This window comes from Bradyrhizobium sp. 2S1 (genome assembly GCF_011516625.5).
GTDB lineage: Bacteria > Pseudomonadota > Alphaproteobacteria > Rhizobiales > Xanthobacteraceae > Bradyrhizobium > Bradyrhizobium septentrionale.
In genome coordinates, this window is the sequence record NZ_CP147717.1 from 8577517 (window position 1) to 8601698 (window position 24182).

The following is a 24182-nucleotide window of genomic DNA, read 5'->3' on the forward strand; positions in this document are numbered from 1 at the left end:
CGTCGTCGAACCGGTCCACTCCCCGACCTCAAGGGGAGCATGATCCATGTCCGACCTGTTTTCACTCGACGCCCTCAGCGCATTGCTGCAAGTCGTCGTCATCGACCTCGTGCTGGCCGGCGACAACGCCGTCGTGATCGGCCTTGCCGCGGCCGGCCTGCCGCAGAAGCAACGCGGCAAGGCGATCCTGATCGGCATCGGCGCCGCCACGCTGCTGCGCATCCTGTTCGCCCTTGTCACCACACAACTGATGCAGATCGTCGGCCTGCTATTGGCCGGCGGCATCCTGCTGCTCTGGGTGTGCTGGAAGATGTGGCGCGAGCTGCGCGCCACCGAACACGAGGCGACGGCCGTGCATGGCGCCGACGGGACCGAGACGCCACGTAAGACGCTGCTGCAGGCGACGACCCAGATCATCGTCGCCGACGTCTCGATGTCGCTCGACAACGTGTTGGCCGTGGCAGGTGCGGCGCGCGAGCAGCCGATCGTGCTGGTGTTCGGGCTGGCGCTCTCGATCGCGATGATGGGCGCGGCCGCCAGCTTCATCGCAAAACTGCTGCAGAACCATCGCTGGATCGCCTATGTCGGCCTGGCCGTGATCCTCTATGTCGCCATCGACATGACGGTGCGCGGCGCGTCCGAGATCGCCAAGGTCGCGCCGGCGTGACCATGAAAGCAGAACGGCGGGCCTCACGGCCCGCCGTTCCGCAAATCGACAGCGCATGCCGCCTCAGTGAATTTCCGCCGAGCGCTTCAGCGCTTCCTTCAGCTTCTCCAGCGTGAAATCCTTGGAGCGCGCGATGTCCAGGATCGGCGTCTCGCGGCGGCCGCAGAGCTCGGCGGCTTCCGGCAGCTTGGCCGCGACCTCGTAGGGGATCACGATCGCGCCGTGGCTGTCGGCGTGGATCAGATCGTCGGAGCGAACCGTCATGCCGGCGACGCGGACCTCGCCGCCGAAGCTCTCGGCATGCACCCAGGCGTGCGACGTGCCGATCGAGCCGGCCAGCGCCTGGAAGCCAGGGGCCCATTGCGGGATGTCGCGGATCGAGCCGTCGGTGATGACGCCGAGGCAGCCGAGCGCCTTGTGCACGGCGGTCTGCACCTCGCCCCAGAACGCGCCGTAGCCGACGTCGGGCCCGTCGATATCCTGGATCACCGAGATGCGCGGACCGAAGCCGGTGCCGACATATTCGTAGTATTCGATGCGGCGCTTCGACTGCTCCTCGGCCGAGAGGCCGGACTTCAGCACCGAGCGGATCGCGACCGTGCGCGCATAGCCGACGATCGGCGGCAGCGTCGGGAACGGGCAGACCAGCGGCTTCACCGTGTAGCCGATCAGACGGCGCTCCGGCGCGACGATCTCCATCGCGTTGCAGATCGTCGGCGTGTCGTAGCGCGCCAACGCTTCAAGGACGGAGGCAGGAAGCGGGGCGGAAGCGGATGTCGTCACGGCGTTTCTCTCCTGATTTTTGGCGTTCGCTGGCCGGTCTTAGGCCTATAGCCGAGATCGGCGGCGAACCCAACCGAGCCACGCTCATGGCTGATATTTGGGAGAGCGCGAACGAACTTCATCACCGTCACCCTGAGGAGGCCGCACAGCGGCCGTCTCGAAGGGTCGACGGCCCCAGTGTGGCCGTGCATCCTTCGAGACGCGCTACGCGCTCCTCCAGCGTCAAAGGCGAAGCCTTTGCGCGGGGATGACGGGTCAGGCAGATGTGTCAGTGCAAATGCGTCGGACGATCGTCCCGGTCACTCTCCGCGGTCGGTGCCGCGTAGGGCGCGGCAGCCGATGCCGGCGCGGCTGCACTCGCCGCCTGCGTCTGCGCGGCGAGGCTGCGCTCCTGGTCGCGATAGGACTTCCAGCCCCAGGGCAGGCTGATCAGATACAGCACCGAGCCGGCCGACAGGATGTGCCAGGGATAGCCGATCAGCAGCGCGACGAAGAACACCACGGCGACGAACACCGGCAGCACCATCTCCGGCGGCACGCGCATCTTCACGGTCTTGCCGGAGAACACCGGCAGCCGCGATACCATCAGGAACGCTATCAAGAGCGTGTAGAACGCGGTCAGCGTCGCCGGCGGCATCGGCACGCCGAGGAAGGCGAGATAGATCGGCAGCAGCACGGTGATCGCGCCGGCCGGCGCCGGTATGCCGGTGAAATAATTGGCGGCGAAGGCCGGCTTGTTCGGATCGTCGATCGAGGCGTTGAAGCGCGCCAGCCGCAGGCCGCCGGAGATCGCAAACACCATCGCGGCGATCCAGCCGCCATTGTTCAGCTCGTGCAACGTCCAGAAATACAGGATCAGGCCCGGCGCGACGCCGAAATTGACGAAGTCAGCCAGGCTGTCGAGCTCGGCGCCGAATTTCGACTGGCCCTTGATCAGGCGCGCGACGCGGCCGTCGATGCCGTCGAGGATCGCGGCGAACACGATGGCGGCGACCGCAAGCTCCATCCGCCCTTCCGTCGACAGCCGGATCGCGGTGAGGCCGGCGCAGATCGCCAGCAGCGTGATCATGTTCGGGACCAGCATCCGCACCGGAATTGGGCGGAACCGCCGGCGGCGAAACTCGGTGGAATTGGGATCGGATGGCATCATGCTTGGTAATATAGCAAGCATGGCCCGGCTCCGCCATCGCGGCCGGAACCGGCCGATTGAGCGGGCGAAACAGAGTTAATCGGCGCGGTAGGTGCGGCCCGGATCGGCGCCGCGGAAATCCGCCAAGATCGTTTCGCCGGCAACCGCGGTCTGGCCCTCGGAGACCAAAGCCTTGGTGCCCTCGGGCAGATAGACGTCGAGCCGCGAGCCGAAGCGGATCAGGCCGAAGCGCTCGCCGGCGCCGATCGACTGGCCTTCCTTGACGAAGCAGACGATGCGGCGCGCCACCAGGCCCGCGATCTGGACCACGCCGATGCGCCCGTTGGCGGTCGAGATGACAAGCGAATTACGCTCATTGTCCTCGCTCGCCTTGTCGAGCTCGGCATTGATGAACGCGCCGGGGCGATAGGCGATGCGGTCGATGCGGCCGACCACCGGGCTACGGTTCACATGGCAGTTGAACACGCTCATGAAGACCGAGACGCGCGGCAAAGGCTTGTCGCCGAGGCCGAGCTCGGCCGGCGGCAGCGCCTGCACCACCATCGAGACGCGGCCATCGGCTGGCGACACCACGATGCCGTCGCGCAGCGGCGTCACGCGGACGGGATCGCGGAAGAACAGCGCGCACCAGACCGTGAGCAGCGTCCCGATCCAGCCGAGCGGGGTCCAGATCCAGAACAGGATCAGGCTCGCCAGCGCGAAGCCGCCGATGAAGGGATAGCCCTCGGGGTGGATCGGCGGGATCTGCGCGCGGATGGAATTCGCGATCGACATCAAAGCTCGCTTGCGTTTCCCCGCCCGGTTTGGCGGGAGAGGCCCTAAAGCGCGATGGGATCATCGCGCTTTAGTTGGTTGTTTAAGCATGATCTTTCGGAAAATCGCTTCGCACTTTTCCGGATCATGCCCTAAATCGACTATTCCGCGGCGGTCGGCAAGGGCTTCTCACCCGCAACCGGGGTGGAATCGTCAGAGGATTCGGTGACCGGCGGCGGCAGGCGATTCGGCGCCGGGCCATCGTCGTCGACCTGGGCGAGCCGTTCGCGGGCCTCCTCGGCCTCGCGCTGCCGGTTCCACATGCTGGCGTAGAGGCCGCCGCCGGCCAAAAGCCGCGCATGGGTGCCGCGCTCGGCGATCCGGCCCTGGTCCAGCACGATGATCTCGTCGGCGCCGACGATGGTCGAGAGCCGATGCGCGATCACCAGAGAGGTGCGGTTGCGCGAGACCCGCTCCAGCGCGCCCTGGATCTCGTGCTCGGTGTGGCTGTCGAGCGCAGACGTCGCCTCGTCCAGCACCAGGATCGGCGGCGCCTTCAGCACCGTGCGCGCGATCGCGACGCGCTGCTTCTCGCCGCCGGAGAGCTTCAAGCCGCGCTCACCGACCTGGGTCTCATAGCCCTGCGGCGACATCCGGATGAAGCCGTCGATCTGCGCCAGCCGTGCCGCCTCCTCGACCTCCTCATTGCTGGCGTCCCAGCGGCCATAGCGGATGTTGTAGCGGATGGTGTCGTTGAACAGCACGGTGTCCTGCGGCACCATGCCGATCGCCGATCGCAGCGAGGCCTGCGTCACGTTCCTGATGTCCTGCCCGTCGATCAGGATCCGGCCGCTCGAAACGTCGTAGAGCCGGAACAGCAGCCGCGAGATCGTCGACTTGCCGGCGCCGGAGGGACCGACGATCGCGACCGTCTTGCCGGCCGGCACCTCGAAGCTCAGACCTTTAAGGATCGCCCGGTCGGGCTCGTAGGCGAAGCGGACATCCTCGAAGCGCACGCTGCCGGAGGACACCGTGAGCGGCTTCGCGCCCGGCACGTCCTTGACCTCGGGATTGCGCTCCAGCACATCGAACATCTTCTCGATGTCGATGATCGCCTGCTTGATCTCGCGATAGACCATGCCCATGAAATTCAAGGGCTGGTAGAGCTGGATCATCATCGAATTGATCAGCACGAAATCGCCGACGGTGTGGGTGCCGTTGCGGATGCCGAACGCGCACATCAGCATGGTCGCGGTCAGGCCCGCGGTGAAGATGATCGCCTGCCCGGTGTTGAGCACCGCAAGCGAGGTATAGGTCTTCACGCTGGCCTGCTCGTAGCGCTCCATCGAGCGGTCGTAGCGGCTGGCCTCGCGCTCCTCGGCGCCGAAATACTTCACCGTCTCGTAGTTGAGCAGCGAGTCGATCGCCTTGGTGTTCGCCTCGGTATCGGAATCGTTCATCTTGCGGCGGATCTCGATCCGCCACTCGGTCGCGATGTAGGTGAAGTACATGAACACCACGACGGTGAGCAGTACGGCGAGCACGTAGCGCCAGTCGAACTGCCAGAGCAGCACCGCAGCCAGCAGCGCGACCTCGACGATGGTCGGGATCAGCTGCAGGATCACCATCCGCACGATGGTCTCGATGCCGGAGCGGCCGCGCTCCAGCACGCGGGTCAGGCCGCCGGTCTTGCGCTCGAGATGGAAGCGCAGCGACAATTCGTGCATGTGCACGAAGGTGATGTAGGCGAGCCGCCGCACCGCGTGCATCGCGACACGGGCGAAGATGCCGTCGCGCCACTGCGTCAGCACCGCCATGATGATGCGCACCGCGCCGTAGCTGATCGTCATCAGCACCGGAGAGGCGATCAGCCACACCACCCAGTTCGACGGCGCGACCGGCGCCGAGCCCGTGCCGTTCAGCGCATCGATCGCCCATTTGAAGGTGAACGGCACCGACAGCGTCGCGAGCTTGGCGAACAGCAGCAGCACCACCGACCAGACCACGCGCGTCTTCAGATCGGCGCGATCGCCCGGCCAGATATAGGGCCAGAGATGTACGAGGGTGCCGAGCAGCGTCCCCTTCTCGACGGCCGGCGCCATGGCCGCGGGCGGCGCAGCAGCGGTCACATTCGGTTGCGGCGGCACCATCAGGAGCCCGCCCGCGCGTTCGCGGCGCGGCGGTCCGCTGCCACAGCTTTTCCACGATTTGCCATTGTGCTCGTCATATAGATCGTTTGAATGTCACGTACAGGCTTATGGCGAAATTTGTTCGCGATTCGCGGGAATTTACGGGGTTTTTTGGCCCACAATCCCCATATGCGAGTCTTGACCCTGTTTACGCTGCAGTGCCACAAGGAACGTATGAACCAAATCAAGACTGTCTGTGTTTATTGCGGCTCCGGCCCCGGTAACAATCCCCGCTTCATCGAAGCTGCCGTCGCGCTCGGCAAGAGCTTTGCCGAAAACAACGTGCGCCTGGTCTATGGCGGCGGTTCGATCGGCCTGATGGGCGCGGTGGCAAAATCCACCCTCGACCATGGCGGCTCCGTCACCGGCATCATTCCCGAATTCCTGCGCGCGCGCGAGAACGCGCTGACCTCGGTTCAGGAGATGATCGTCACACCCGACATGCATGAGCGCAAACGCCTGATGTTCGAACGTTCGGACGCGTTCGTGGCGCTGCCCGGCGGCATCGGCACGCTGGAGGAGCTGGTCGAGCAATTGACCTGGCAGCAACTCGGCCGTCACCACAAGCCGATCCTGCTCGCCAATATTGATGGCTTCTGGGAACCCCTGCTCTCGCTGCTGAGCCACATGCGCACGACCGAATTCATCCGCGCGACGCTGCCGATCAACGTCCTGATGGCCGACCGCGTCGACGACATCCTGCCGCGGCTGCGCTCGGCGGTGGCGCGCACACCGGAAGCCGCGAAGGAACTCGCGCCGGAAGTGGCGCGGCGGCTGTAGGCGAGAAGTTTTCGAGCTGTGCCGGCTTGCACAGCCCTCTCACCGTCATTCTGAGGTGCGAGGCCTCTTCGGCGAGCCTCGAAGGATGAATCGGCCACCAGCCGGGCCGTGCATCCTTCGAGGCTCGCAAGGGCTCGCACCTCAGGATGACGCGTTTGGCAACATCGCGACCTGGCGGAAAGCCGCACCCTACTCGCTCGGAAACGTCACGGCCTCGATGCGATTGCCGTCCGGGTCGAGGACGAAGGCGGCGTAGTAGCGCACGCGGTCGTGCGGGCGCAGGCCAGGGGCGCCATCGGATAAGCCGCCGGAGGCCAACGCGGCGGCATGGAAGGCATCGACCTCGGCGGTGGTCTTGGCGCGCAGGCAGATATGGCTGCCGCTCTCATGCGGCACGGGTGCCATGGCGGCGCGCAGATTGATCCAGAATTCGGGATAGGCCTTGCCGAAGCCGATCGTTGCCGGCCGCGTGACCAGACGGGTCAGGCCGAGCGCGGCCAGCGTCGGTTCATAGAACCGCGCGGCGCGTTCGAGATCGTGGACGCCGACGGAGACGTGGTCGATCATGCAAGCGCCCTTCTCGTTATGCTGCCATTCCGGGGCGATGCGAGGCATCGAACTATGATGTGCAATTGCACATCTGAGAATCTCGAGATTCTCAGGTGCGCAATTGCGCACCATAGTTCGCGTCGTCGACGCGCCCCGGAATAACGGCCTAGCCACTCACACCGGCGCGCCCGACTTCACCAGCTTGTAGACCAACGAATCCATCAGCGCCTGGAACGAGGCGTCGATGATGTTGGGCGACACGCCGACCGTGGTCCAGCTGTCACCGGTCTCGTCCTCGCTCTCGATCAGCACGCGCGTGACCGCCTCGGAGCCGCCATTGAGGATACGCACGCGGTAATCGATCAGCTTCAGCCCGTCGATGTATTTCTGGTACTTGCCGAGATCCTTGCGCAGCGCCACGTCGAGCGCATTGACCGGACCGTTGCCTTCGGCGGCCGAGATCAGCCGCTCGCCGTCGACGTCGACCTTCACCACCGCGAGCGCGACCGTGACGCGCTGGCCGTTGGCGTTGTAGCGCTGCTCGACATTGACGTCGAACTGCTCGACCTTGAAATACTCCGGCACCTTGCCGAGCGTGCGCCGCGCCAGGAGCTCGAACGAGGCGTTGGCGGATTCATAGGCGAAGCCCGCGGCCTCGCGCTCCTTCAGCTCCTCGACCAGACGCGTCAGCCGCGGGTCGCCCTTGTCATAGACGATGCCGGCGCGGTCGAGCTCGGCCATCACGTTGGAGCGGCCGGCCTGATCCGAGACCAGCACCTTGCGGTGGTTGCCGACCAAGTCCGGCAGCACGTGCTCGTAAGTCTGCGGATCTTTCATGACCGCGGAGGCATGGATGCCGGTCTTGGTGACGAAGGCGCTCTCGCCGACATAGGCCGCGTGGCGATTGGGAGCGCGGTTCAGCATGTCGTCGAGCGTGCGCGACACCTTCATCAGCGTCGCCATCTTCTCCGTGGTGACGCCGATCTCGAACTTCTCGGCAAACTCCAGCTTCAGCTTCAAGGTCGGGATCAGCGAGCAGAGATTGGCGTTGCCGCAGCGCTCGCCGAGGCCGTTGAGGGTGCCCTGGATCTGCCGCGCGCCGGCGCGCACCGCGGCGAGCGAATTGGCCACCGCCTGCTCGGTATCATTATGCGCATGGATGCCAAGGTTCGCGCCCGGCACATGCTTGATCACGTCGCCGACGATGGTCTCGACCTCATGCGGCATGGTGCCGCCATTGGTATCGCACAGCACCACCCAGCGCGCGCCGGCCTCATAGGCCGCTTTGGCGCAGGCGAGCGCGTAGTCGCGATTCTCCTTGTAGCCGTCGAAGAAATGCTCGCAGTCGACCATCACCTCGCGGCCGAGTGCCTTGGCCGCGGCGACGCTGTCGCGGATCGAGGCGAGGTTCTCCTCATTGGTGGTCTCGAGCGCGACGCGGACCTGGTAGGCGGAGGATTTTGCGACGAAGCAGATCGCATCCGCCCTGGCCGCGAGGATGGCGGCGAGCCCCGGATCGTTCGACGCCGAGCGGCCCGGCCGCCGCGTCATGCCGAAGGCGGTGAAGCGCGCATGGTCGAAAGCGGGCTTCTTGCTGAAGAACTCGCTATCGGTCGGATTGGCGCCGGGATAGCCGCCCTCGACATAGTCGATGCCGAGCTGATCGAGCATCGCCGCGATCACCTGCTTGTCCTGCAGCGTGAAATCGACGCCGTTGGTCTGCGCGCCGTCGCGCAGCGTGGTGTCGAACAGATAGAGGCGTTCGCGGCTCATGCGTGGCCTTCCGGGGTCGCGACACCGTCGAGCGTCTTCTGCATCGTAGTGTTGGCGAGCCATTCGTCGTTGACGGTGACTGTATTGCGCTGCTGCGCGACGTAGCCGCGCTTGCGGAAGAACTCCAGCGCGGTGTCGCTGGCATCGACCTTCAGGGCCTTGGTACCGCGGGCGCTCGCGATCTTCTCCAGCGCGTCGCACAGCGCGCTGCCTGCACCCTGCCCCACCGCGCTCGGATGCACATAGAGCATGTCGATGTGATCGGCCCCCTTCAGCGAAGCGAAGCCGACCGGCGCGCCCTGCAATGTCGCGATCAGCGTCAGCTGGCCGGCGAGCTTCTTGCCGAAGGCCTCCTCGTCGTCGGCGGCCCCCGCCCAGGCTTCCTGCTGCGCCTCGCTGTAATCGTCGCCGGTCAGATCCATGATCGAGGCGGTGAAGATCGCCGCCAGCAGCGGCGCGTCGTCGGGCAGGTACGGGCGCAATGCGGGTGCGGAACGGCTCATCGCGCAACCTCCCAGGTAGTCACCGGTTTGCCGTCGGCGTCCTTGCCGTCCTTGATCACCACGCCCATCGAGGCGAGCAGATCGCGAATCCGATCGGACTCCTTGAAGTCCTTGCGCGCGCGCGCCGCAGCGCGCTCGGCGATCAACGCCTCGACCGCGGCAGCATCGACGCCGCTCGCCTGCTGCTTGCGCCCCTCCCACGCGGCCGCGCTCTCCGACAGGAAGCCGAGCAGCCGTAGCGAACCGGCAAATTCCTTGCGGCTCTGCTCGCTGGCCGACGCGGCATTGCGCAGGCCGTGCAGCACGGCGATTGCCTGCGCCGTGTTGAGGTCGTCGTAAAGCGCCTCGACCATCGCCGGCGACGGCGCGCCGGGCTCGGCGTCGGCCGCGACCGCGTACCAGTCATCGAGCGTTCGCGCGGCTTCTTCCGCGCTCTTCAGCGTCCAGTCGAGCGGCGAGCGGTAATGCGTCCGCAGCATGCTGAGCCGCAGCACTTCGCCCGGCCAATCAGCCAGGAGATCGCGGATCGTGAAGAAGTTGCCGAGCGACTTCGACATCTTCTCGCTTTCGATCTGCAGGAAGCCGTTGTGCATCCAGACATTGGCCATGCGGTCGGAGTTGAACGCGCAGCAGGTCTGCGCGAGCTCGTTCTCATGGTGCGGGAACACCAGGTCGATGCCACCGCCATGGATGTCGAACTTCTCGCCGAGATGCTTCCAGGCCATCGCTGAGCACTCGATGTGCCAGCCGGGCCGGCCCTCGACCGCGATGCCTGCCGGCGACGGCCATGACGGCTCGCCCGGCTTCGACGGTTTCCACAGCACGAAGTCGGTGTTGTCGCGCTTGTAGGGCGCAACGTCGACGCGGGCGCCGGCGATCATCTCGTCGAGCGAACGCTTCGACAGCGCACCGTAGCGCGGCAGCTCCGAATTGGCCGCGTTCATAGCCTGCGGCGAGAACAGCACGTGATCCTCGGCGACATAGGCAAAGCCGCCGGCGACCAGTCTCTCGATGATCGCGCGCATCTCCGGGATGTGCTCGGTGGCGCGCGGCTGCACCGTGGGCGGCAAGCAGCCCAGCGCCGTGACGTCGTCCTGGTATTGCTGATAGGTCTGCTCGGTGACCTTGCGGATCGCCTCGTTCAGCGGCACGCCGGGATAATCCCGCGCGGCACGGACGTTGATCTTGTCGTCGACGTCGGTGACGTTCCGGACATAGGTCACGTGGCCGGCGCCATAGCGATGGCGCAGCATGCGAAACAGCACGTCGAAAACGACAGCGGCGCGGCCGTTGCCGATATGGGCGAAGTCATAGACCGTCGGTCCGCAGGCATACATGCGGACGTTATTGGCATCGAGCGGCACGAACGGCCGCTTCTCCCGGGTCAACGTATCGTAAAGGCGCAATTCCATGGATCACCTGTCCTCGCGGCCGGGCGTCCGATCATCTCAGGGTGATTGAGAAAAGACGGCCTCAGCCAGCGAATCGCTAGCTAATAATCTCGCGGCAAATGCTGCAGATGGCGAGGTGGCCGTTCATGGTTCCATCCTGTCTCATGCCCCCTGCATGGCGTCAAGGGGCTGTTTTCGGGCGATTTGCAGCGCCCGGGGCGGGCCAAAATCACGCCAACGCCCTCATGGTTAATCATTATTAAGCATTTGGGCGTATCGGAAGGGCCAGCGGATTCCCCGCCATTTCACTGGTGCACCATGCGGCCCATTTCAGCATTGATTGCCTCCACGTTCGTCCTTGTCTCCTCGGCCGCATTGGCCGACAGCCGCGTTTTCATCATCGCCAACCAGGCCGACGGCTACGGCATCGACCAATGCCTGGCGCACGGCGACCGCTGCGGTGCGTCCGCCGCCCGTGCCTATTGCCAGTCACGCGATTTTGCGCAGGCCACCAATTACCGCCGCGTCGATCCGGACGAGATCACCGGCGCAGTTCCGCACGCTGCGAACGAGAAATGCTCGGGCAATGTCTGCGGCGAATACGTCGCCATCACCTGTCAGCGCTGAGGCCGCGGCAAGCCGCTGGTCAAGCGGGGTTATTGCCACACCGGCGCCCCGGAAACGACGTGACGCTGCCCCGAGAAACGGCTATTGCAGGCGGCTTGGCCGCGCGCTTTGGCGTTGATCGCCGCGCGGCGTCGTTTTAATGGCCGGATATGCCCAATAGCCCCTGTTCTCGCTTCTCCCGCTGGCTTCTGACCGGCGCCGTGCTGGCCGGCATCGCCCTGCCCGCCACGGGCGCATTCGCGCAGGTGCCCCCGGGCCCGCCCGGCCCGGCCCCTCAGGGCGCGCAGGCAAATCCGCAAGCCAATCCGATGTGCGGACGGCTCGAAGGCCAGCTGGCGGCGATTGATCGTGGCGGCGGCACCGGCGATCCGGCCAAGGACGAGCAAATCCGCCGCTATCAGGATGCGGCCACAAGGCAGCAGGGCGAGCTCGATCGGGTGACAGCGCAGGCTCGGCGGATGGGCTGCGACAGTTCCGGCTTCTTTTCGCTGTTCAATAACAACTCGGCGCAGTGCGGTCCGGTCAACACCCAGATCCAGCAGATGCGCGCCAATCTCGACCAGATCACTTCGAATCTGGAGCGGCTGCGCTCCGGCGGACTCGGCGGCGCCGACCGCGAGAACCAGCGCCGCTCGGTCTTGACCGCGCTCGCGCAGAACAATTGCGGCCCGCAATACGCCGCGGCCGCGCGCGGCCCCGGCAATTTCATCGAGAACCTGTTCGGCGGCGGCCAAAACAATCCCAATCCGCTGCCCCCGCCCGACGCGCAATATGGCGCACAGTCCGGCACCTTCCGCACCGTCTGCGTCCGCACCTGCGACGGCGCCTATTTCCCGATCTCGTTCGCGACCTCGCAGGCACGCTTCGCCGCCGACGAGCAAATCTGCAAGGCGCAGTGCCCCGCCGCGGAAGCCAGCCTGTTCACCTACCGGAATCCCGGCGAGGACATCAACCAGGCGGTCTCGATCAACGGCCAGTCCTACTCGTCGCTGCCGAACGCCTTCAAGTACCGCACCGAGTTCAACCCGTCCTGCTCCTGCAAGCCGGCCGGCCAGAGCTGGGCGGAGGCGCTGAAGGCCGTCGACGACAAGGCATCCGCCGAGCAGCAGGGTGACATCATCGTCACCGAGGAGAGCGCGCGGAAGATGCAGCAGCGGGCTCAGACCAAGGCCGCCGCCGGCAAGAAGGGCGCGCCGGCCGCGACAGCGCCGCTGCAACCCGCCGCCGCTGACGCCACGGCGCCGGCCGCGCCCGCGAGCGACGGCCAGATCCGCACCGTCGGACCGACCTTCATTCCGCAGAAGAAGTAACGACGGCCCATCCGCGTACTCGCTCCACCTCTCCCGCTTGCGGGGGTCGAGACGAGCGAAGCTCGCTCTTAGGTCGTGTCGCATCGAAGATGCGATACGGGTGGGGGCTTTCTCCGCATCGGGGATTTGACTCGCGGCAACACCCCCACCCCGCCCTCCCCCGCAAGCGGGAGAGGGAGAAGAGTTTCGTTGCAGGCTCACCCCTCGAACGCTTCGGCGGACGCGCGCGAGGTGCGCGTCACCAGCTTGTTGTCGGGCTCCGGCAAGGCCTGGCCGAAATCGCGGAAGCGGTTGGTGATGGGATAGCGGCGGTCGCGGCCGAAATTCTTGCGCGTCACCTTCACCCCTGGTGCTGCCTGCCTACGCTTGTATTCGGCGATGTTGAGCAGGCGATCGACCCGGGTCACCACGTCGCGATCGAAGCCGGCTTCGATGATGGTCGCAAGCGGCTCCTCGCGCTCCACCAGCCGCTCGAGGATCGCATCCAGCACGTCGTAGGGCGGCAGCGAATCCTGGTCGGTCTGGTTCTCGCGCAATTCAGCGGTCGGCGGCCGGATGATGATGTTGACCGGGATCACCTCGCCCGACGGTCCCAGTGCGCCGTCCGGCTTCCAGGCATTGCGCAGGCTCGACAGGCGGAACACCTCGGTCTTGTAGATGTCCTTGATCGGGTTGAAGCCGCCGTTCATGTCGCCGTACAGCGTGGCGTAGCCGACCGACATCTCCGACTTGTTGCCTGTCGTCACCACCATGGCGCCGGTCTTGTTGGAGATCGCCATCAACAGCGTGCCGCGGGCCCGCGCCTGCAGATTCTCCTCGGTGATGTCGCGCTCCAGCCCCTTGAATACCGGCGCGAGAATCGCCTCGAACCCGTTCACGGCATCGGCGATCGGCAGCACCTCGTAGCGGATGCCGAGCGCGGTCGCGAGCTTGGCGGCATCGTCGAGCGAGACCTGCGCGGTGTAGCGGAACGGCAGCATCACGCCGCGCACCTTGTCGGCGCCGAGCGCATCGACCGCGATCGCCGCGCACAGCGCCGAGTCGATACCGCCGGAGACGCCGAGCAGCACGCCGGGAAAGCCGTTCTTGCGGACATAGTCGCGCAGGCCGAGCACACAGGCCGCATAGTCCGCCTTGTCGCCCTCGAGCTGCGGCGTGATCGGCCCGTTGCAGCGCCAGCCGTCCGGCGTCTTGCGCCAGATCAGCGTCGTGATGTTCTCCTCGAACGCCGGCAGCTGCGCTGCCACCGAGAGATCGGCATTCAGCGCGAACGAGGCGCCGTCGAAGATCAATTCGTCCTGACCGCCCATCTCGTTGAGATAGATCAGCGGCAGCCCGCTCTCGGTGACGCGCGCCACCACGATCGAGAGCCGCAGATCAGTCTTGTCGCGGGCATAGGGCGAGCCGTTCGGCACGATCAGGATCTCGGCGCCGGTTTCGGCCAGGCACTCGACGACGTTCTCGTATTCCTCCGATTCCTCGAGCCAGATGTCCTCGCAGATCGGCACGCCGATGCGCACGCCGCGCACCGTCACCGGGCCCGATGCCGGGCCGCGCGCGAACAGCCGCTTCTCGTCGAACACGCCGTAGTTCGGCAGATTGGCCTTGAAACGCAGCGCGGCGATGCGGCCCTCGTCGAGCAGCGCGCAGGCATTGTAGAGCTTGCCATCCTCGACCCAGGGCGTGCCGATCAGCATCGCCGGGCCGCCATCGGCGGTCTCGCGCGCCAGTTCCTCGATCGCGGCGCGGCAGGCCGACTGGAACGCCGGCTTGAGCACCAGATCCTCCGGCGGATAGCCGGCGACGAACAGCTCCGACAGCACCACGAGGTCGGCGCCGTCGGCCTTCGCCTTCTCGCGCGCGGCGCGGGCCTTCGCGGCGTTGCCGGTGACGTCACCGACCGTCGGATTGAGTTGCGCCAGGGTGATCTTGATCTGTTGTTCGCTCATATTCTTATGTTGTCCCGCACGAGGGCAAACTTCAATCGCCTTCCGGTCATGGTGCGATTGCAGAAATCGCACCATGTCGGGGGCTGGTCAGGGCGCAAGCTCGGCTCTGACCTCGCCGAGCAGCGCCATGCCGCCCAACCGGCCCAATTCGTCCGAACATTTCGCGCTCTTGCCGTAGCAGCAGAATGCGACCGTCACCCGTTCCGAAAGTGGTCCGATGCAGGGCAGGCCCGTCTCGCCAAACGTGGTCATGCAAGGCACCACGCGGCGCTCTTCGAATGTGAGGTCGCTGATACGGGCGAGGATTTGCCCTTGCAGGTGATCAGCAACGGCAACCGATCCGCCCGATCGGAACCAGTCCTTGATGTCGACCTCGCTGTCGAGCGCAATGTCGACCGGATCACCGCCGAGCTTCAGCCAGGTCTGGCCGTCCGGATAGAGGATCGGCGGCAGGATATAGGGATTGTCGCCCTTGGGCCCCAGACAGCGCATCGACGGCATTCCGGCGAGGCGCTGTACCTCCGCCGCGCCAAGCCGAAACAGCGCCGCGGTGCGCGCATAGACCGTGAAGCCCAGGGAGCGGCCGAGCAGCGACTCTGTATGCCCGCCTGTCGCGACGAGAACGCGCTCGGCCTCCACACTGCCCGATCGCGTCCGGATCGTCACGCCGGAGCCGTTCTCCGAAATCCCCAGCGCAGCTTCGTCGATGATCCCTGCGCCTGCCCGCTCCGCCGCGATCGTCTGCGCCCGGACCAGGCGGCGCGGTGAGATGTATCCGGCATTGCGCGGCTCGAAAAAGCCCTGCATTCCCGCGGTTGATTTGAGATACGGAAATCGCTCGGCGAGCCGCGCATCACGATATTCTTCGCAAGCGATCCCGTCCTCGGCGCAGATTGTGCCGACCGAAGCGACATCGGTGGTTTGGCTGTTGCCGACGTGAAGCGCGCCGGCTTCGCGGTAGAATTCCACACCGCTTTCCGCCGAGATCTCGCCGTAGCGCGAAATCGTAGCGCGGTTCGCCTGTCGCCAGAACGCCCCGGATCGTAGGTCCGCGTGATGCGGCCCTCATCATAGTGGCTGCCGAAGACGCCGCTGTGCTGCGAAAAATTCGCCGGTTCATCGGGCCCGATCAGTGCAACGTCGTGGCCCATCTTGGCCAGATGTCGCGCAGCCGCCGATCCGATCAGACCGCGTCCGATCACCGCAAGCTTGATCGCCTTGTTGGCGCTCACGATGACCTCCTACGCTTTGCTTTTCCGGATCATGGTCAGACTCAGAACGCCCCCATGCGCTCGGCGAGGGCGAACAGCCAGAACACCCCGGCCATCACCAGCGCGACGCCGACCGCGGCCGAGCCCATGTCCTTGACCCGGCCGATCTGCGGATCGTGATCCATGGTCAGGCGGTCGGAGAGCTTCTCGATCGCGGTGTTGAGCAGCTCGATCACCAGCACCAGCACCACAGTCGCGACCAGCTCGACCCGGCGCATCACGGTGGCGCCGACCAGCCAGGCGAGCGGCAGCGACAGCACAAGCGCCACCACCTCCTCGCGAATCGCCTGCTCCGAGCGAATGGCGAACGCCAGCCCGTTGCGCGAGTTGATGGTGGCCCGCCAGAACCTCAGCAAGTCACTGTCCCCAAGTCACCTGCCCCAAATCACAACCCCGCAGCGGCCGGCATCGGTTTGACCTTGCCGGCACGCTCCTGCTTCAGCAGTTCGGCGATCAGGAAGGCCATATCGATCGACTGTTCGGCGTTGAGACGGGGATCGCAGACCGTGTGGTAGCGGTCGTTGAGATCCTCATCGGTGATGGCGCGCGCGCCGCCGATGCATTCGGTGACGTCCTGCCCGGTCATCTCCAGATGCACGCCGCCGGCATGGGTGCCTTCAGCGGCATGGGCCTGGAAGAACGACTTCACCTCCGACAGCACGCGGTCGAACGGCCGGGTCTTGTAGCCCGAGGTCGAGGTGATGGTGTTGCCGTGCATCGGATCGCACGACCACACCACGACGCGCCCTTCCCGCTGCACCGCGCGGATCAGGCCCGGCAGATGGTCGCCGACCTTGTCGGCGCCGAAGCGGTTGATCAGCGTCAGCCGTCCCGGCTCGTTGTCGGGGTTGAGGATGTCGATCAGCTTCAACAGCTCGTCCGGCTTCAGCGACGGGCCGCACTTCAGGCCGATCGGGTTCTTGATGCCGCGGAAATATTCGACATGGCCGTGATCGAGCTGGCGGGTGCGGTCGCCGATCCAGATCATGTGGCCGGAGGTCGCGTACCAGTCGCCGGTGGTGGAATCGACCCGCGTCATCGCCTGCTCGTAGCCGAGCAAGAGCGCTTCATGGCTGGTGTAGAAATCGGTGGCGCGCAGCTCGGGATGGCTTTCGAGATCGAGGCCGCAGGCGCGCATGAAGTTCAGCGCATCGGAGATGCGGTCGGCCAGCTCCTTGTAGCGGCGGGACTGCGGCGAATCCTTCAGGAAGCCGAGCATCCATTGATGCACGCTGCCGAGATTGGCGAAGCCGCCGGTGGCGAAGGCGCGCAGCAGGTTCAGCGTCGCGGCCGACTGCCGGTAGGCCATCAGCTGGCGCTGCGGGTCGGGGATGCGGGCTTCCGGCGTGAAGGCGATGTCGTTGACGATGTCGCCGCGATAGCTCGGCAGCTCGACGTCGCCCTGCTTCTCGGTCGGCGACGAGCGCGGCTTTGCGAACTGGCCGGCGATGCGGCCGACCTTCACCACCGGCAGCGCGCCGGCATAGGTCAGCACAACCGCCATCTGCAGCAGGACGCGGAAGAAGTCGCGGATGTTGTTGGCGCCGTGCTCGGCGAAGCTCTCGGCGCAGTCGCCGCCCTGCAGCAGGAAGGCCTCGCCGGCGGCGACCCGCCCCAGGGCCTTCTTCAGGCTGCGCGCCTCGCCCGCGAACACCAGTGGCGGAAAGGTTGCAAGCTGGGCCTCGACATCGGCCAATGCCTTGGCATCGGGATAATCGGGCACCTGCAACACCTTCTTGGCGCGCCAGCTATCGGGTGTCCACCGCTCGGACATGAGGTCAACTCCTGAGCAAAAACCGCGACTTAATCGACGGGAAAGCCCGGCTTATACACAGCCGCCCGGTCCCCCGCTACAAGGATTCCTGCAATCCCGTCAAACTCTTGCAGGAAAATGCGGATTCGCCTTTGCTGGACCATACCATGAATGCCAGGGAAATCGCCGTGGCCTCCGCCACGCTTGACGACGTTTTTAGCGACGACATCGTCGTGCCGGCCGCGGACGGCTATTCGCTCGCCGCGACGCTGTTCCTGCCGCGCGGTGCCAAGCGCCACGCCGTGCTTATCAATTCGGCGACCGCCGTGTCCCGAAAAGTCTATCGCGGCTTTGCCGGCTACCTCGCCCGCCGCGGCGCGGCGGTGCTGACCTACGACTACCGCGGCACCGGCGATAGCCGGCCGATGGCGGCGACCGGCCTCAACAAGCCGAAATCGCAGGCCGGGTTCAAGGCCACGATGGCGGACTGGGCCGCGCTCGATGCCACCGCCGCCGTGAGCTGGATGCGCGAGCGCTACCGCGGCCTGCCGTTTGCCTATGTCGGCCACTCCTTCGGCGGCCAGGCGCTCGGCCTCTTGCCGAACAATGCCGAGATCCCGCGCGCACTGCTGATCGCCTCTCAAGCCGCCACCTGGAAGCTGATGGCCTCGCCCGAGCGCTATCGCGTCGTCGCCTTCATGAACGGCATCGGCCTGCCGCTGACGCGCACGCTCGACTACCTGCCAGGCTGGGCCGGGCTCGGCATGGACCTGCCGAGGGGCGTGTTCGAGCAATGGACAAGCTGGGTGATGCGCGAGCGCTATCTGCTCGACGACACGACGCTTGCCGCGCGCGAGAATTTTGCAAAGTTCAAGGGCAAGCTCCGCGCCATCAGCATCACCGACGACACCTGGGCGACGCGGCCGGCGGTCGAGCTGCTGTGCTCCGCATTCACCTTGACCACGCCGGAGATCATCTCGATCCGCCCCGCGGATGCCGGCGCGAAGGCGATCGGCCATTTCGGCTTCTTCCGCAGCGAACACCGCGACGCACTGTGGCGCGGCGCCGCGGAATGGCTCGAGGCGGAGGGGTAGGCGCAAAGTTTCTCCGCCGTCGTCCTGGCGAAAGCCAGGACGTATATAGATCCCTCTGGTGCAGTGTTCGTCTGCTCGCCGCGTGAGGCGACGATCATGAAAACCAAGGTCGGCCCGAAGTTCGATCATCCGGTTCTCTCCACGCTGGGGCTCCCGGCAAAGACGGTGGCCTGCTTCGCGCCAGCTGCGGTCGCGTCAGGCTACCAGGACGCACCCCAGATCGAGACCAGCAAGACAGCAACGGTCCACTTTGAAGATGAAAGCCTCTTGGACATCGTTGGTCCGGGCAGCGTAGTCGCGATGCCGACCAAGACCGCGTTTCAAACCGATCTGATCTCGATCCGAGTGCGCGCCCGCGCGGCATGGGCGGTCACGCCGGGCGGCGCGCAGGTTATTAACCCGTCTTATTCGTCAGAGTGCGCCTGAGAGGCTGGCGAGCGTGGTGTAAAGCGCTGATGCGGCGTAGGATTCGGTTGCAAAGCCAACCCCATCACCTTCAGCCGCGAACACCAGGCCCGCCATGACCGATGATACGATTCTGCCCTTCTCGTTTCCAGCCGTTCACGCCAAGAAAGTCACAGCTGCCTTCGATGGCGGTCGGCTGACCTCGAACGGGGGCGTGATGCTTCTGGCGATGGCCGAGCGGCGTCTCGGCTTGGCCGACAATTTGGCCCGGGTGTTCCCGGATCGGCGCGATCCGACGCGGGTCGTGCACAGCCTTGTCGATATGTTCCGCGCGCGCATGTTCGCGATCTGCTGCGGCTACGAGGACGCCGACGACCTCGATCATCTGCGGTCCGATCCCGCATTCAAGCTGGCCTGCGGACGGCTGCCGGACACGGGTCGCGATCTGTGTTCCCAACCGACGCTGTCGCGGCTGGAGAATGCTCCGCGCCTGCGCGACGTGATCCGACTGACCTACACTTTGGTCGACGCATGGATGGATAGCTACCCGCGCGAGCCGGCATCCGTCACGCTCGACATCGATGATACCTGCGATGTCGTCCACGGCCATCAGCAGCTCTCGCTGTTCAACGCTCATTATGACGAACGCTGCTTCCTGCCGATCCACGTCTACGACACGGAGAAGAGCCGGCCCGTGGCGGTCGTGCTGCGGCCCGGCAAGACGCCGGGCGGCGTCGAGGTGCGGGCCCACCTGCGCCGCCTGATACGGCATATCCGGACGCGGTGGCACAACACGCGAATTACGTTCCGTGGCGACGGGCACTATGCCCGGCCGGAGGCAATGGCGTGGTGCGAGACCAACGGCATCGACTACATCTTCGGTCTGTCCGGCACCAAGCCGCTCGCCAGAAAACTCGACGAGGCCGCCGACGACATCCGCACGCGACGCGCCATCGAGAACCTGCCGGTTCTGCGTGGCTATACCGAGACGCGCCACAAGGCCAAGTCCTGGGATCGCGAACGGCGTACCGTCGCCCGTATTGAGGCGACGATGCTCGGCCTCGACATCCGTTTCGTCGTCACCAGCCTCGATGTCGGCTCGGCCGAGTGGATCTACGACAGCCTGTATTGCGCGCGCGGCCAAGCCGAGAATCTGATCAAGCTGCATAAGACACAGCTCGCCTCCGATCGCACCAGCTGCCGTTCGGCGCTCGCCAATCAAGTCCGCCTCGTTCTCCACACCGCCGCTTATTGGCTGATGCTGACCGTGCGCGACGCGATTCCCAAAGCCCGGGAATTGGCCACAGCCGAGTTCGCGACGCTGCGTCTTCGTCTCTTGAAACTCGCTGCCCGTGTCGTCGAGACCACGAGCCGCATTCGCCTTGCGTTTGCCGCGGCATGTCCCGAAGCCGACCTGATCCGCGGCTTGCCAAGCGCGCTGCTGCCGCTCGGTCCTTGACCGGCGGGGCGTCCGCCCCCCGTTCGCCCAACCTACACCTCAAGCGCGTTGCAAAGTACCGGTCGTCAGGCGGTGAAAAGCCGAAGGCAATCCCGCGCGCCTCGTCAGAGCAGATGTGCGGCCACATCAATCGGACTAAAAAAACGCACTCTCACGAATAGGACGGGTTAACAACGTCAACTGGTGAACGTCATGACCCACAAACAGCGCGAGCCTGACTGGTCCGCTTGGAACAACTGGTGCGACTCACGAATCGACGCCAGACGCAGCTTTGATCGCGAGGTCCTCGTCGAATTAGTCGCCGAGCTGAAGGCCCTGATCGAGGATCAGGACGAGAAGATGAAGGCGCAGGCCGATAACATCGGCGCTCTCGACACCAAGCTGAGGCAATTGGCGAGCGTGAACGATCTGCGGTCGGTTGAGGACCGTCACACCGGTGATCAGCTGGCAGAGCATCAGGTCGCGATTGCGGAACTGCGCCGTTTGGTTAATGCTGAACAGGCTAAGGTGATAGACCTGCCGAACGTGATGCAGCGGCGCGGCCTAAATTGAACAACGGTACGATGGACCTCAAGCACCGCAATACTTGAATACTATAGTCTGTCGACCACTAGCGGTGGCTTCGCCAGATACCTCCCATTCCAAAGGGGAGGAGTGCTTGAAAGTAACCGCCGAAGCGGCGCCCGGCTTGATGAGCGCAGCTATCGACGCTCAGGTCTCAAACGCGGTTAACGCCTTCACCGAAGCTCCTTCTGGGCCACGTCCATTGCGCCATTCCAAATCGCGCGACTGCTTGCAGTCCTGCTTGATTTTGGAGCCCGCGACTCCCTATCTTGACTATCATACCGGACCACCGCTTCAAGCCTCACCCAGCTCGGAACGGAACTAAGGTGTGGAGACAACCGATTTGAACCGACATGGCTGACCGGCTCACACTTCAGGAACGCAGCGAACATATGGCCCGTATTCGGCGCTCCGACACAGGGCCGGAGCGAATCGTTCGGCGCTTACTTACAGAACTTGGCTACCGATATAGGATACAATTGGCCAAGGTTCCTGGCCGTCCAGACATCGCATTCACGGCTCGCCGCAAGGCTATATTCGTGCATGGTTGTTTCTGGCACGCTCACACCGGATGTTCTGGACACCACGTGCCAAAGACGAGATCGGATTTCTGGTCACAGAAGTTAGCAACAAACAAAGCACGAGACCAACGACTACTTGAGGCCGCGCAGGCAGCTGGCTGGCAAACGTTGGTAATTTGGGAATGCGAGGTTAAGGATAGGCAGGCTCTCACGGCTCGCCTTCGTTGCTACCTCGGCCATCAGCGAGCCGAAAAATTGCCTGCCGATTCGAACTAGGGCCTGACAAGCGCAATGACCACTCCGACGCATCGCGAGCGCCAAATGATGGAGTATCTGCACGGACGCGATTGGGTGATGGCAACCACGCTACCTGTGAGCAGGAAGACTTTTTCAAACCTGCTTAGCAAGGGCTGGGTCGAGCACCGAGGGACGTTAAACGAATTGGCCTACCGGATCACGGATAAGGGCCTTACAGCGATGAAGACGCGAGTACGAATTTATCGCTGATAACATAGCGGCGCCCCAGTCTAACGCGCCTCATCCGAGCACTTTGCGGTCCATCCGCCAAGTCTGAGGCATTGCCGAAACCGCCACGGCTCGACGAAGCTACCTGACCATATACCGCGTTCATCGCGGCGGGCCTGTTCCTGAGCAGCGGCATAACGGCCTTGGCTATATCGCGGCCAATCCAACGCCAACAAGAAGCAACGGTGCGACCGTATCGGTCGACGGTCACCGGGGCGCAGGTCGTGATCCGTCACCCATGAAGGCAGCGAGATCGTTTGCGGCTTTCGCTCCGCAGCGATATGGCAGGCCGTCCTCGCCCCGGCATAGCTGGTCGCTCTCGGGAGGATCGATTCCCCACAGCCGAATGCGGGTGCCGTGAATTTCTAGGGTGTCGCCGTCGATGATGCTTGCCTGCCCGGTGAGGTCCGCAGCGTAGGCAACGCCAACCAACGAGAGGATAGAGATTACAGCGCTCAACGAGGGCCATCCGCCGCTCGTACGTTGCGAATCCTTCCAGTTCATTCCGGTTCCAGGTCGCGCACTCGTGGCGAAAATACCCTGTGAAATTCGTTGAGCCGTGTCGCCAACCAGTCGTGCTGACGAGGCCAATCGGATTCATTGGCCGGGTCCGCGTCGATCGAAAACGCGATGCGGGAATCCTGCCCCTCGGGCAGCTCTTGCCAATCGAGACCAAACCCAAGCTCTCGCTCTATGTCGGTCTTCTGTTCAAACAACAGCGCAAAAAAGCGCTTCGCCTGCGGACCCCTCAGATACAGCTCGGCCCGCAGTCGCCTCCTTCCAACTACGATCACTCCATTCAGCGACATAGAACTTCGGCTGATCGGGTATCCCATCCATGCCCGTGGTTGAGCCTTCCGGCGCCCTGAAACCGGACCGCCTATCGTCTCAAGCTTCGCGTTGAACGCGGTCCAATATCTGAGCTGTAACTGCCTTCTCTCGGACAGCTCGCCGTCATCGATCACGCGCGCTGCGGTCGCCACCGAGTGCGACCACTCGTTCGGCTTAGAGACCACGTTGAATTTTGGGGCAGCCGGGGAAGTTCCTATCCGCCAGAGTTCCACTTCCAAGCCAAAGAACCGAAAGCTTTCGTCAGTTATCTTGTTGAGCCAATCGAGCGTGGAGCGATGTTCCTCGGTAAAGCGGGCTGCTATCCAAACTATTGTGACGGCCTCCAAACCGGAGGCATAGGTCAGTAGTTGTCCCAGATGGGTGTGATCGGTCCGCTCAAGCTGGTTTTCAATCAGGACCCACCGGTCGGTGCCAATGTCCTTGCACAAGAGATCTGCACGAAATGGACCGACAGATCTTTCTTGCGCCTCTAGCTCTAGCTCAATGTTGAGCGTCTCGCTGAGAACGGCCATGTTCTCCGGGCGGGCGAGCCACGGTGTGAAGCCGGTGGCCTCACTCAGCCAAATTTCGCGGAGATCGACGCGCTCAAGACGTCCCAATGCTCGCTCTGTCATGCTTATAACCCAATCGGTCAAATGTTGACTCTTCGGCGACCTCACGCCACTGGCGTCGGAGGTGGGCGCAACGAATCGAGGTGGGCGAATGACCCGTGTGTTTGCGAATTCACCGCCCGTACCTTGCACAGGATTTCATGGCTTCATCTCGAGCGCCAGCCCGGCGAAAACGGCACGGCATGTCTCTTCATGTCATGCCAGTTCGGCACAATATTCACCGAGCCGGTGGCACCGCAGACCGAGCAGATCAGATACCAGCCGATCCGCGTCCATGGACGATCTTGGGGCAGGCTGTCCAGTGTGACATCGGCCATGCGGCTACAACCGTGACACTGGATGCTGCAGGTGACGTGGCCAGCTGCGATCCAGTCGACCGGGCTTCCAGCGGGGAAGTGGCCTGACCATTTGGTGTATCGTCGCTGGTGCATCGCGGCATGAGAGCGCCACGCGATCTGGTTGGCCAATTATCAATCCATTGGGGATCGTAGCTGGTGCAGACCACGCGGTCTCGTGGCATAGGATCGACAGCGCCTGCTCGGTCGGGGTTCTGAGGATATATCCGACAACTCGTCTGGAGCTATAGCATAGCATCGGTGGTGTCAGAGCTGTCACGTCTCCTGATTTTTCGTGATTCTGCGGGAAGTATGCAAAAATGGCTCGCATCGCCTCCAAGGTCCGGCGAGTATTTGTGAGTTTCCTG

At 64.4% G+C, this 24182-nt stretch carries 23 protein-coding genes and 1 pseudogene; 10 read left to right on the plus strand and 14 right to left on the minus strand.

The window, feature by feature from the left end; genetic code table 11:
• Nucleotides 1-46 precede the first annotated feature (46 nt).
• Nucleotides 47-667, plus strand: coding sequence for a TerC family protein (locus HAP54_RS40595; RefSeq protein ID WP_166296816.1), 621 nt, complete (start codon nucleotides 47-49; stop codon nucleotides 665-667).
• 63 nt (nucleotides 668-730) lie between these two features.
• Here the strand turns inward: HAP54_RS40595 and HAP54_RS40600 are convergent, their stop codons facing one another.
• The 4 genes from HAP54_RS40600 to HAP54_RS40615 all read right to left on the minus strand — a co-directional run bounded on the left by HAP54_RS40600 (nucleotide 731) and on the right by HAP54_RS40615 (nucleotide 5455).
• On the minus strand, nucleotides 731-1450 hold the full coding sequence (locus HAP54_RS40600; RefSeq protein ID WP_166296818.1) for an RraA family protein: 720 nt from the start codon (nucleotides 1448-1450) through the stop codon (nucleotides 731-733).
• 268 nt (nucleotides 1451-1718) lie between these two features.
• Nucleotides 1719-2597 (minus strand): CDP-diacylglycerol--serine O-phosphatidyltransferase, encoded by an 879-nt coding sequence (pssA, locus tag HAP54_RS40605; RefSeq protein WP_166306914.1) that lies wholly within the window; start codon nucleotides 2595-2597, stop codon nucleotides 1719-1721.
• A 78-nt stretch (nucleotides 2598-2675) separates the two neighbouring features.
• Nucleotides 2676-3374, minus strand: a complete 699-nt coding sequence (locus HAP54_RS40610; RefSeq protein WP_029078560.1) for a phosphatidylserine decarboxylase — start codon at nucleotides 3372-3374, stop codon at nucleotides 2676-2678.
• 140 nt (nucleotides 3375-3514) lie between these two features.
• Complete coding sequence (locus HAP54_RS40615) at nucleotides 3515-5455, minus strand: ABCB family ABC transporter ATP-binding protein/permease (protein ID WP_414646237.1); 1941 nt, start codon at nucleotides 5453-5455, stop codon at nucleotides 3515-3517.
• A gap of 261 nt (nucleotides 5456-5716) precedes the next feature.
• Here HAP54_RS40615 and HAP54_RS40620 point away from each other — a divergent pair, with 261 nt between their 5' ends.
• Nucleotides 5717-6322, plus strand: a complete 606-nt coding sequence (locus tag HAP54_RS40620; protein ID WP_166296821.1) for a TIGR00730 family Rossman fold protein — start codon at nucleotides 5717-5719, stop codon at nucleotides 6320-6322.
• Between the two features lie 189 nt (nucleotides 6323-6511).
• On the opposite strand, the gene HAP54_RS40625 is transcribed toward HAP54_RS40620, so the two are convergent.
• The 4 genes from HAP54_RS40625 to cysS all read right to left on the minus strand — a co-directional run bounded on the left by HAP54_RS40625 (nucleotide 6512) and on the right by cysS (nucleotide 10559).
• Nucleotides 6512-6889 carry a VOC family protein gene (locus HAP54_RS40625; protein WP_166296823.1) on the minus strand — a complete coding sequence of 126 codons (378 nt, stop codon included), beginning with the start codon at nucleotides 6887-6889 and terminating at the stop codon, nucleotides 6512-6514.
• Nucleotides 6890-7045: 156 nt separating this feature from the next.
• Nucleotides 7046-8644 (minus strand): citramalate synthase, encoded by a 1599-nt coding sequence (cimA, locus tag HAP54_RS40630; RefSeq protein ID WP_166296824.1) that lies wholly within the window; start codon nucleotides 8642-8644, stop codon nucleotides 7046-7048.
• Nucleotides 8641-9147, minus strand: a complete 507-nt coding sequence (locus HAP54_RS40635; RefSeq protein ID WP_166296826.1) for a GNAT family N-acetyltransferase — start codon at nucleotides 9145-9147, stop codon at nucleotides 8641-8643. The genes cimA and HAP54_RS40635 overlap by 4 nt, the downstream gene beginning before the upstream one ends.
• A complete protein-coding gene (gene cysS, locus HAP54_RS40640; protein WP_166296828.1) occupies nucleotides 9144-10559 on the minus strand; it encodes a cysteine--tRNA ligase in 1416 nt (471 codons plus the stop codon). Before cysS ends, HAP54_RS40635 begins: the two co-directional genes overlap by 4 nt.
• Before the next feature lie 297 nt (nucleotides 10560-10856).
• Between cysS and HAP54_RS40645 the strand changes: the two genes are divergently transcribed.
• Both HAP54_RS40645 and HAP54_RS40650 read left to right on the plus strand, forming a co-directional pair.
• Entirely contained in the window at nucleotides 10857-11165 is a 309-nt protein-coding gene (locus tag HAP54_RS40645) for a hypothetical protein (RefSeq protein ID WP_166306917.1), read from the plus strand.
• Between the two features lie 149 nt (nucleotides 11166-11314).
• Complete coding sequence (locus tag HAP54_RS40650) at nucleotides 11315-12475, plus strand: DUF2865 domain-containing protein (protein ID WP_175619300.1); 1161 nt, start codon at nucleotides 11315-11317, stop codon at nucleotides 12473-12475.
• Nucleotides 12476-12672: 197 nt separating this feature from the next.
• Here HAP54_RS40650 and HAP54_RS40655 read toward each other — a convergent pair whose 3' ends face one another.
• The 4 genes and pseudogenes from HAP54_RS40655 to HAP54_RS40670 form a co-directional block, all read right to left on the minus strand.
• On the minus strand, nucleotides 12673-14424 hold the full coding sequence (locus tag HAP54_RS40655) for an NAD+ synthase (protein ID WP_166296830.1): 1752 nt from the start codon (nucleotides 14422-14424) through the stop codon (nucleotides 12673-12675).
• Nucleotides 14425-14511: 87 nt separating this feature from the next.
• Nucleotides 14512-15575, minus strand: a pseudogene (locus HAP54_RS40660) (NAD(P)/FAD-dependent oxidoreductase).
• Between the two features lie 122 nt (nucleotides 15576-15697).
• Nucleotides 15698-16051: a diacylglycerol kinase gene (locus HAP54_RS40665; protein ID WP_165123196.1), complete on the minus strand. Its 354-nt coding sequence runs from the start codon at nucleotides 16049-16051 to the stop codon at nucleotides 15698-15700.
• 29 nt (nucleotides 16052-16080) lie between these two features.
• Entirely contained in the window at nucleotides 16081-17469 is a 1389-nt protein-coding gene (locus HAP54_RS40670; protein WP_166296832.1) for a class II 3-deoxy-7-phosphoheptulonate synthase, read from the minus strand.
• 146 nt (nucleotides 17470-17615) lie between these two features.
• Between HAP54_RS40670 and HAP54_RS40675 the strand changes: the two genes are divergently transcribed.
• The 6 genes from HAP54_RS40675 to HAP54_RS40700 all read left to right on the plus strand — a co-directional run bounded on the left by HAP54_RS40675 (nucleotide 17616) and on the right by HAP54_RS40700 (nucleotide 21998).
• Nucleotides 17616-18542 carry an alpha/beta fold hydrolase gene (locus HAP54_RS40675; protein ID WP_166296834.1) on the plus strand — a complete coding sequence of 309 codons (927 nt, stop codon included), beginning with the start codon at nucleotides 17616-17618 and terminating at the stop codon, nucleotides 18540-18542.
• A 96-nt stretch (nucleotides 18543-18638) separates the two neighbouring features.
• The gene (locus tag HAP54_RS40680; RefSeq protein WP_166296836.1) at nucleotides 18639-18968 is read left to right on the plus strand and encodes a hypothetical protein; all 330 of its coding nucleotides are present in this window, start codon (nucleotides 18639-18641) and stop codon (nucleotides 18966-18968) included.
• Nucleotides 18969-19062: 94 nt separating this feature from the next.
• Nucleotides 19063-20406: an IS1380-like element ISBdi2 family transposase gene (locus HAP54_RS40685; protein ID WP_166295177.1), complete on the plus strand. Its 1344-nt coding sequence runs from the start codon at nucleotides 19063-19065 to the stop codon at nucleotides 20404-20406.
• Nucleotides 20407-20598: 192 nt separating this feature from the next.
• Nucleotides 20599-20958 carry a hypothetical protein gene (locus HAP54_RS40690; protein WP_166296838.1) on the plus strand — a complete coding sequence of 120 codons (360 nt, stop codon included), beginning with the start codon at nucleotides 20599-20601 and terminating at the stop codon, nucleotides 20956-20958.
• 365 nt (nucleotides 20959-21323) lie between these two features.
• Complete coding sequence (locus HAP54_RS40695) at nucleotides 21324-21767, plus strand: very short patch repair endonuclease (RefSeq protein ID WP_166296840.1); 444 nt, start codon at nucleotides 21324-21326, stop codon at nucleotides 21765-21767.
• A 45-nt stretch (nucleotides 21768-21812) separates the two neighbouring features.
• Complete coding sequence (locus HAP54_RS40700; protein ID WP_166296842.1) at nucleotides 21813-21998, plus strand: hypothetical protein; 186 nt, start codon at nucleotides 21813-21815, stop codon at nucleotides 21996-21998.
• Nucleotides 21999-22516: 518 nt separating this feature from the next.
• Here the strand turns inward: HAP54_RS40700 and HAP54_RS40710 are convergent.
• Together HAP54_RS40710 and HAP54_RS40715 are read right to left on the minus strand one after the other, a co-directional pair.
• Nucleotides 22517-23482, minus strand: coding sequence for a DUF4268 domain-containing protein (locus HAP54_RS40710; RefSeq protein ID WP_166306923.1), 966 nt, complete (start codon nucleotides 23480-23482; stop codon nucleotides 22517-22519).
• Between the two features lie 143 nt (nucleotides 23483-23625).
• A complete protein-coding gene (locus HAP54_RS40715; protein ID WP_166296844.1) occupies nucleotides 23626-23946 on the minus strand; it encodes a hypothetical protein in 321 nt (106 codons plus the stop codon).
• Between the last annotated feature and the right edge of the window lie 236 nt (nucleotides 23947-24182).

Excerpts from the sequence above, each read along its gene's own strand:
- HAP54_RS40595 (WP_166296816.1), top strand. The coding sequence starts at position 47 with ATGTCCGACCTGTTTTCACTCGACGCCCTCAGCGCATTGCTGCAAGTC.
- pssA (WP_166306914.1), bottom strand. The coding sequence starts at position 2,597 with ATGCCATCCGATCCCAATTCCACCGAGTTTCGCCGCCGGCGGTTCCGC.
- HAP54_RS40610 (WP_029078560.1), bottom strand. The coding sequence starts at position 3,374 with ATGTCGATCGCGAATTCCATCCGCGCGCAGATCCCGCCGATCCACCCC.
- HAP54_RS40615 (WP_414646237.1), bottom strand. The coding sequence starts at position 5,455 with ATGGCGCCGGCCGTCGAGAAGGGGACGCTGCTCGGCACCCTCGTACAT.
- HAP54_RS40620 (WP_166296821.1), top strand. The coding sequence starts at position 5,717 with ATGAACCAAATCAAGACTGTCTGTGTTTATTGCGGCTCCGGCCCCGGT.
- HAP54_RS40625 (WP_166296823.1), bottom strand. The coding sequence starts at position 6,889 with ATGATCGACCACGTCTCCGTCGGCGTCCACGATCTCGAACGCGCCGCG.
- cimA (WP_166296824.1), bottom strand. The coding sequence starts at position 8,644 with ATGAGCCGCGAACGCCTCTATCTGTTCGACACCACGCTGCGCGACGGC.
- HAP54_RS40635 (WP_166296826.1), bottom strand. The coding sequence starts at position 9,147 with ATGAGCCGTTCCGCACCCGCATTGCGCCCGTACCTGCCCGACGACGCG.
- cysS (WP_166296828.1), bottom strand. The coding sequence starts at position 10,559 with ATGGAATTGCGCCTTTACGATACGTTGACCCGGGAGAAGCGGCCGTTC.
- HAP54_RS40645 (WP_166306917.1), top strand. The coding sequence starts at position 10,857 with ATGCGGCCCATTTCAGCATTGATTGCCTCCACGTTCGTCCTTGTCTCC.
- HAP54_RS40650 (WP_175619300.1), top strand. The coding sequence starts at position 11,315 with ATGCCCAATAGCCCCTGTTCTCGCTTCTCCCGCTGGCTTCTGACCGGC.
- HAP54_RS40655 (WP_166296830.1), bottom strand. The coding sequence starts at position 14,424 with ATGAGCGAACAACAGATCAAGATCACCCTGGCGCAACTCAATCCGACG.
- HAP54_RS40670 (WP_166296832.1), bottom strand. The coding sequence starts at position 17,469 with ATGTCCGAGCGGTGGACACCCGATAGCTGGCGCGCCAAGAAGGTGTTG.
- HAP54_RS40675 (WP_166296834.1), top strand. The coding sequence starts at position 17,616 with ATGAATGCCAGGGAAATCGCCGTGGCCTCCGCCACGCTTGACGACGTT.
- HAP54_RS40680 (WP_166296836.1), top strand. The coding sequence starts at position 18,639 with ATGAAAACCAAGGTCGGCCCGAAGTTCGATCATCCGGTTCTCTCCACG.
- HAP54_RS40685 (WP_166295177.1), top strand. The coding sequence starts at position 19,063 with ATGACCGATGATACGATTCTGCCCTTCTCGTTTCCAGCCGTTCACGCC.
- HAP54_RS40690 (WP_166296838.1), top strand. The coding sequence starts at position 20,599 with ATGACCCACAAACAGCGCGAGCCTGACTGGTCCGCTTGGAACAACTGG.
- HAP54_RS40695 (WP_166296840.1), top strand. The coding sequence starts at position 21,324 with ATGGCTGACCGGCTCACACTTCAGGAACGCAGCGAACATATGGCCCGT.
- HAP54_RS40700 (WP_166296842.1), top strand. The coding sequence starts at position 21,813 with ATGATGGAGTATCTGCACGGACGCGATTGGGTGATGGCAACCACGCTA.
- HAP54_RS40710 (WP_166306923.1), bottom strand. The coding sequence starts at position 23,482 with ATGACAGAGCGAGCATTGGGACGTCTTGAGCGCGTCGATCTCCGCGAA.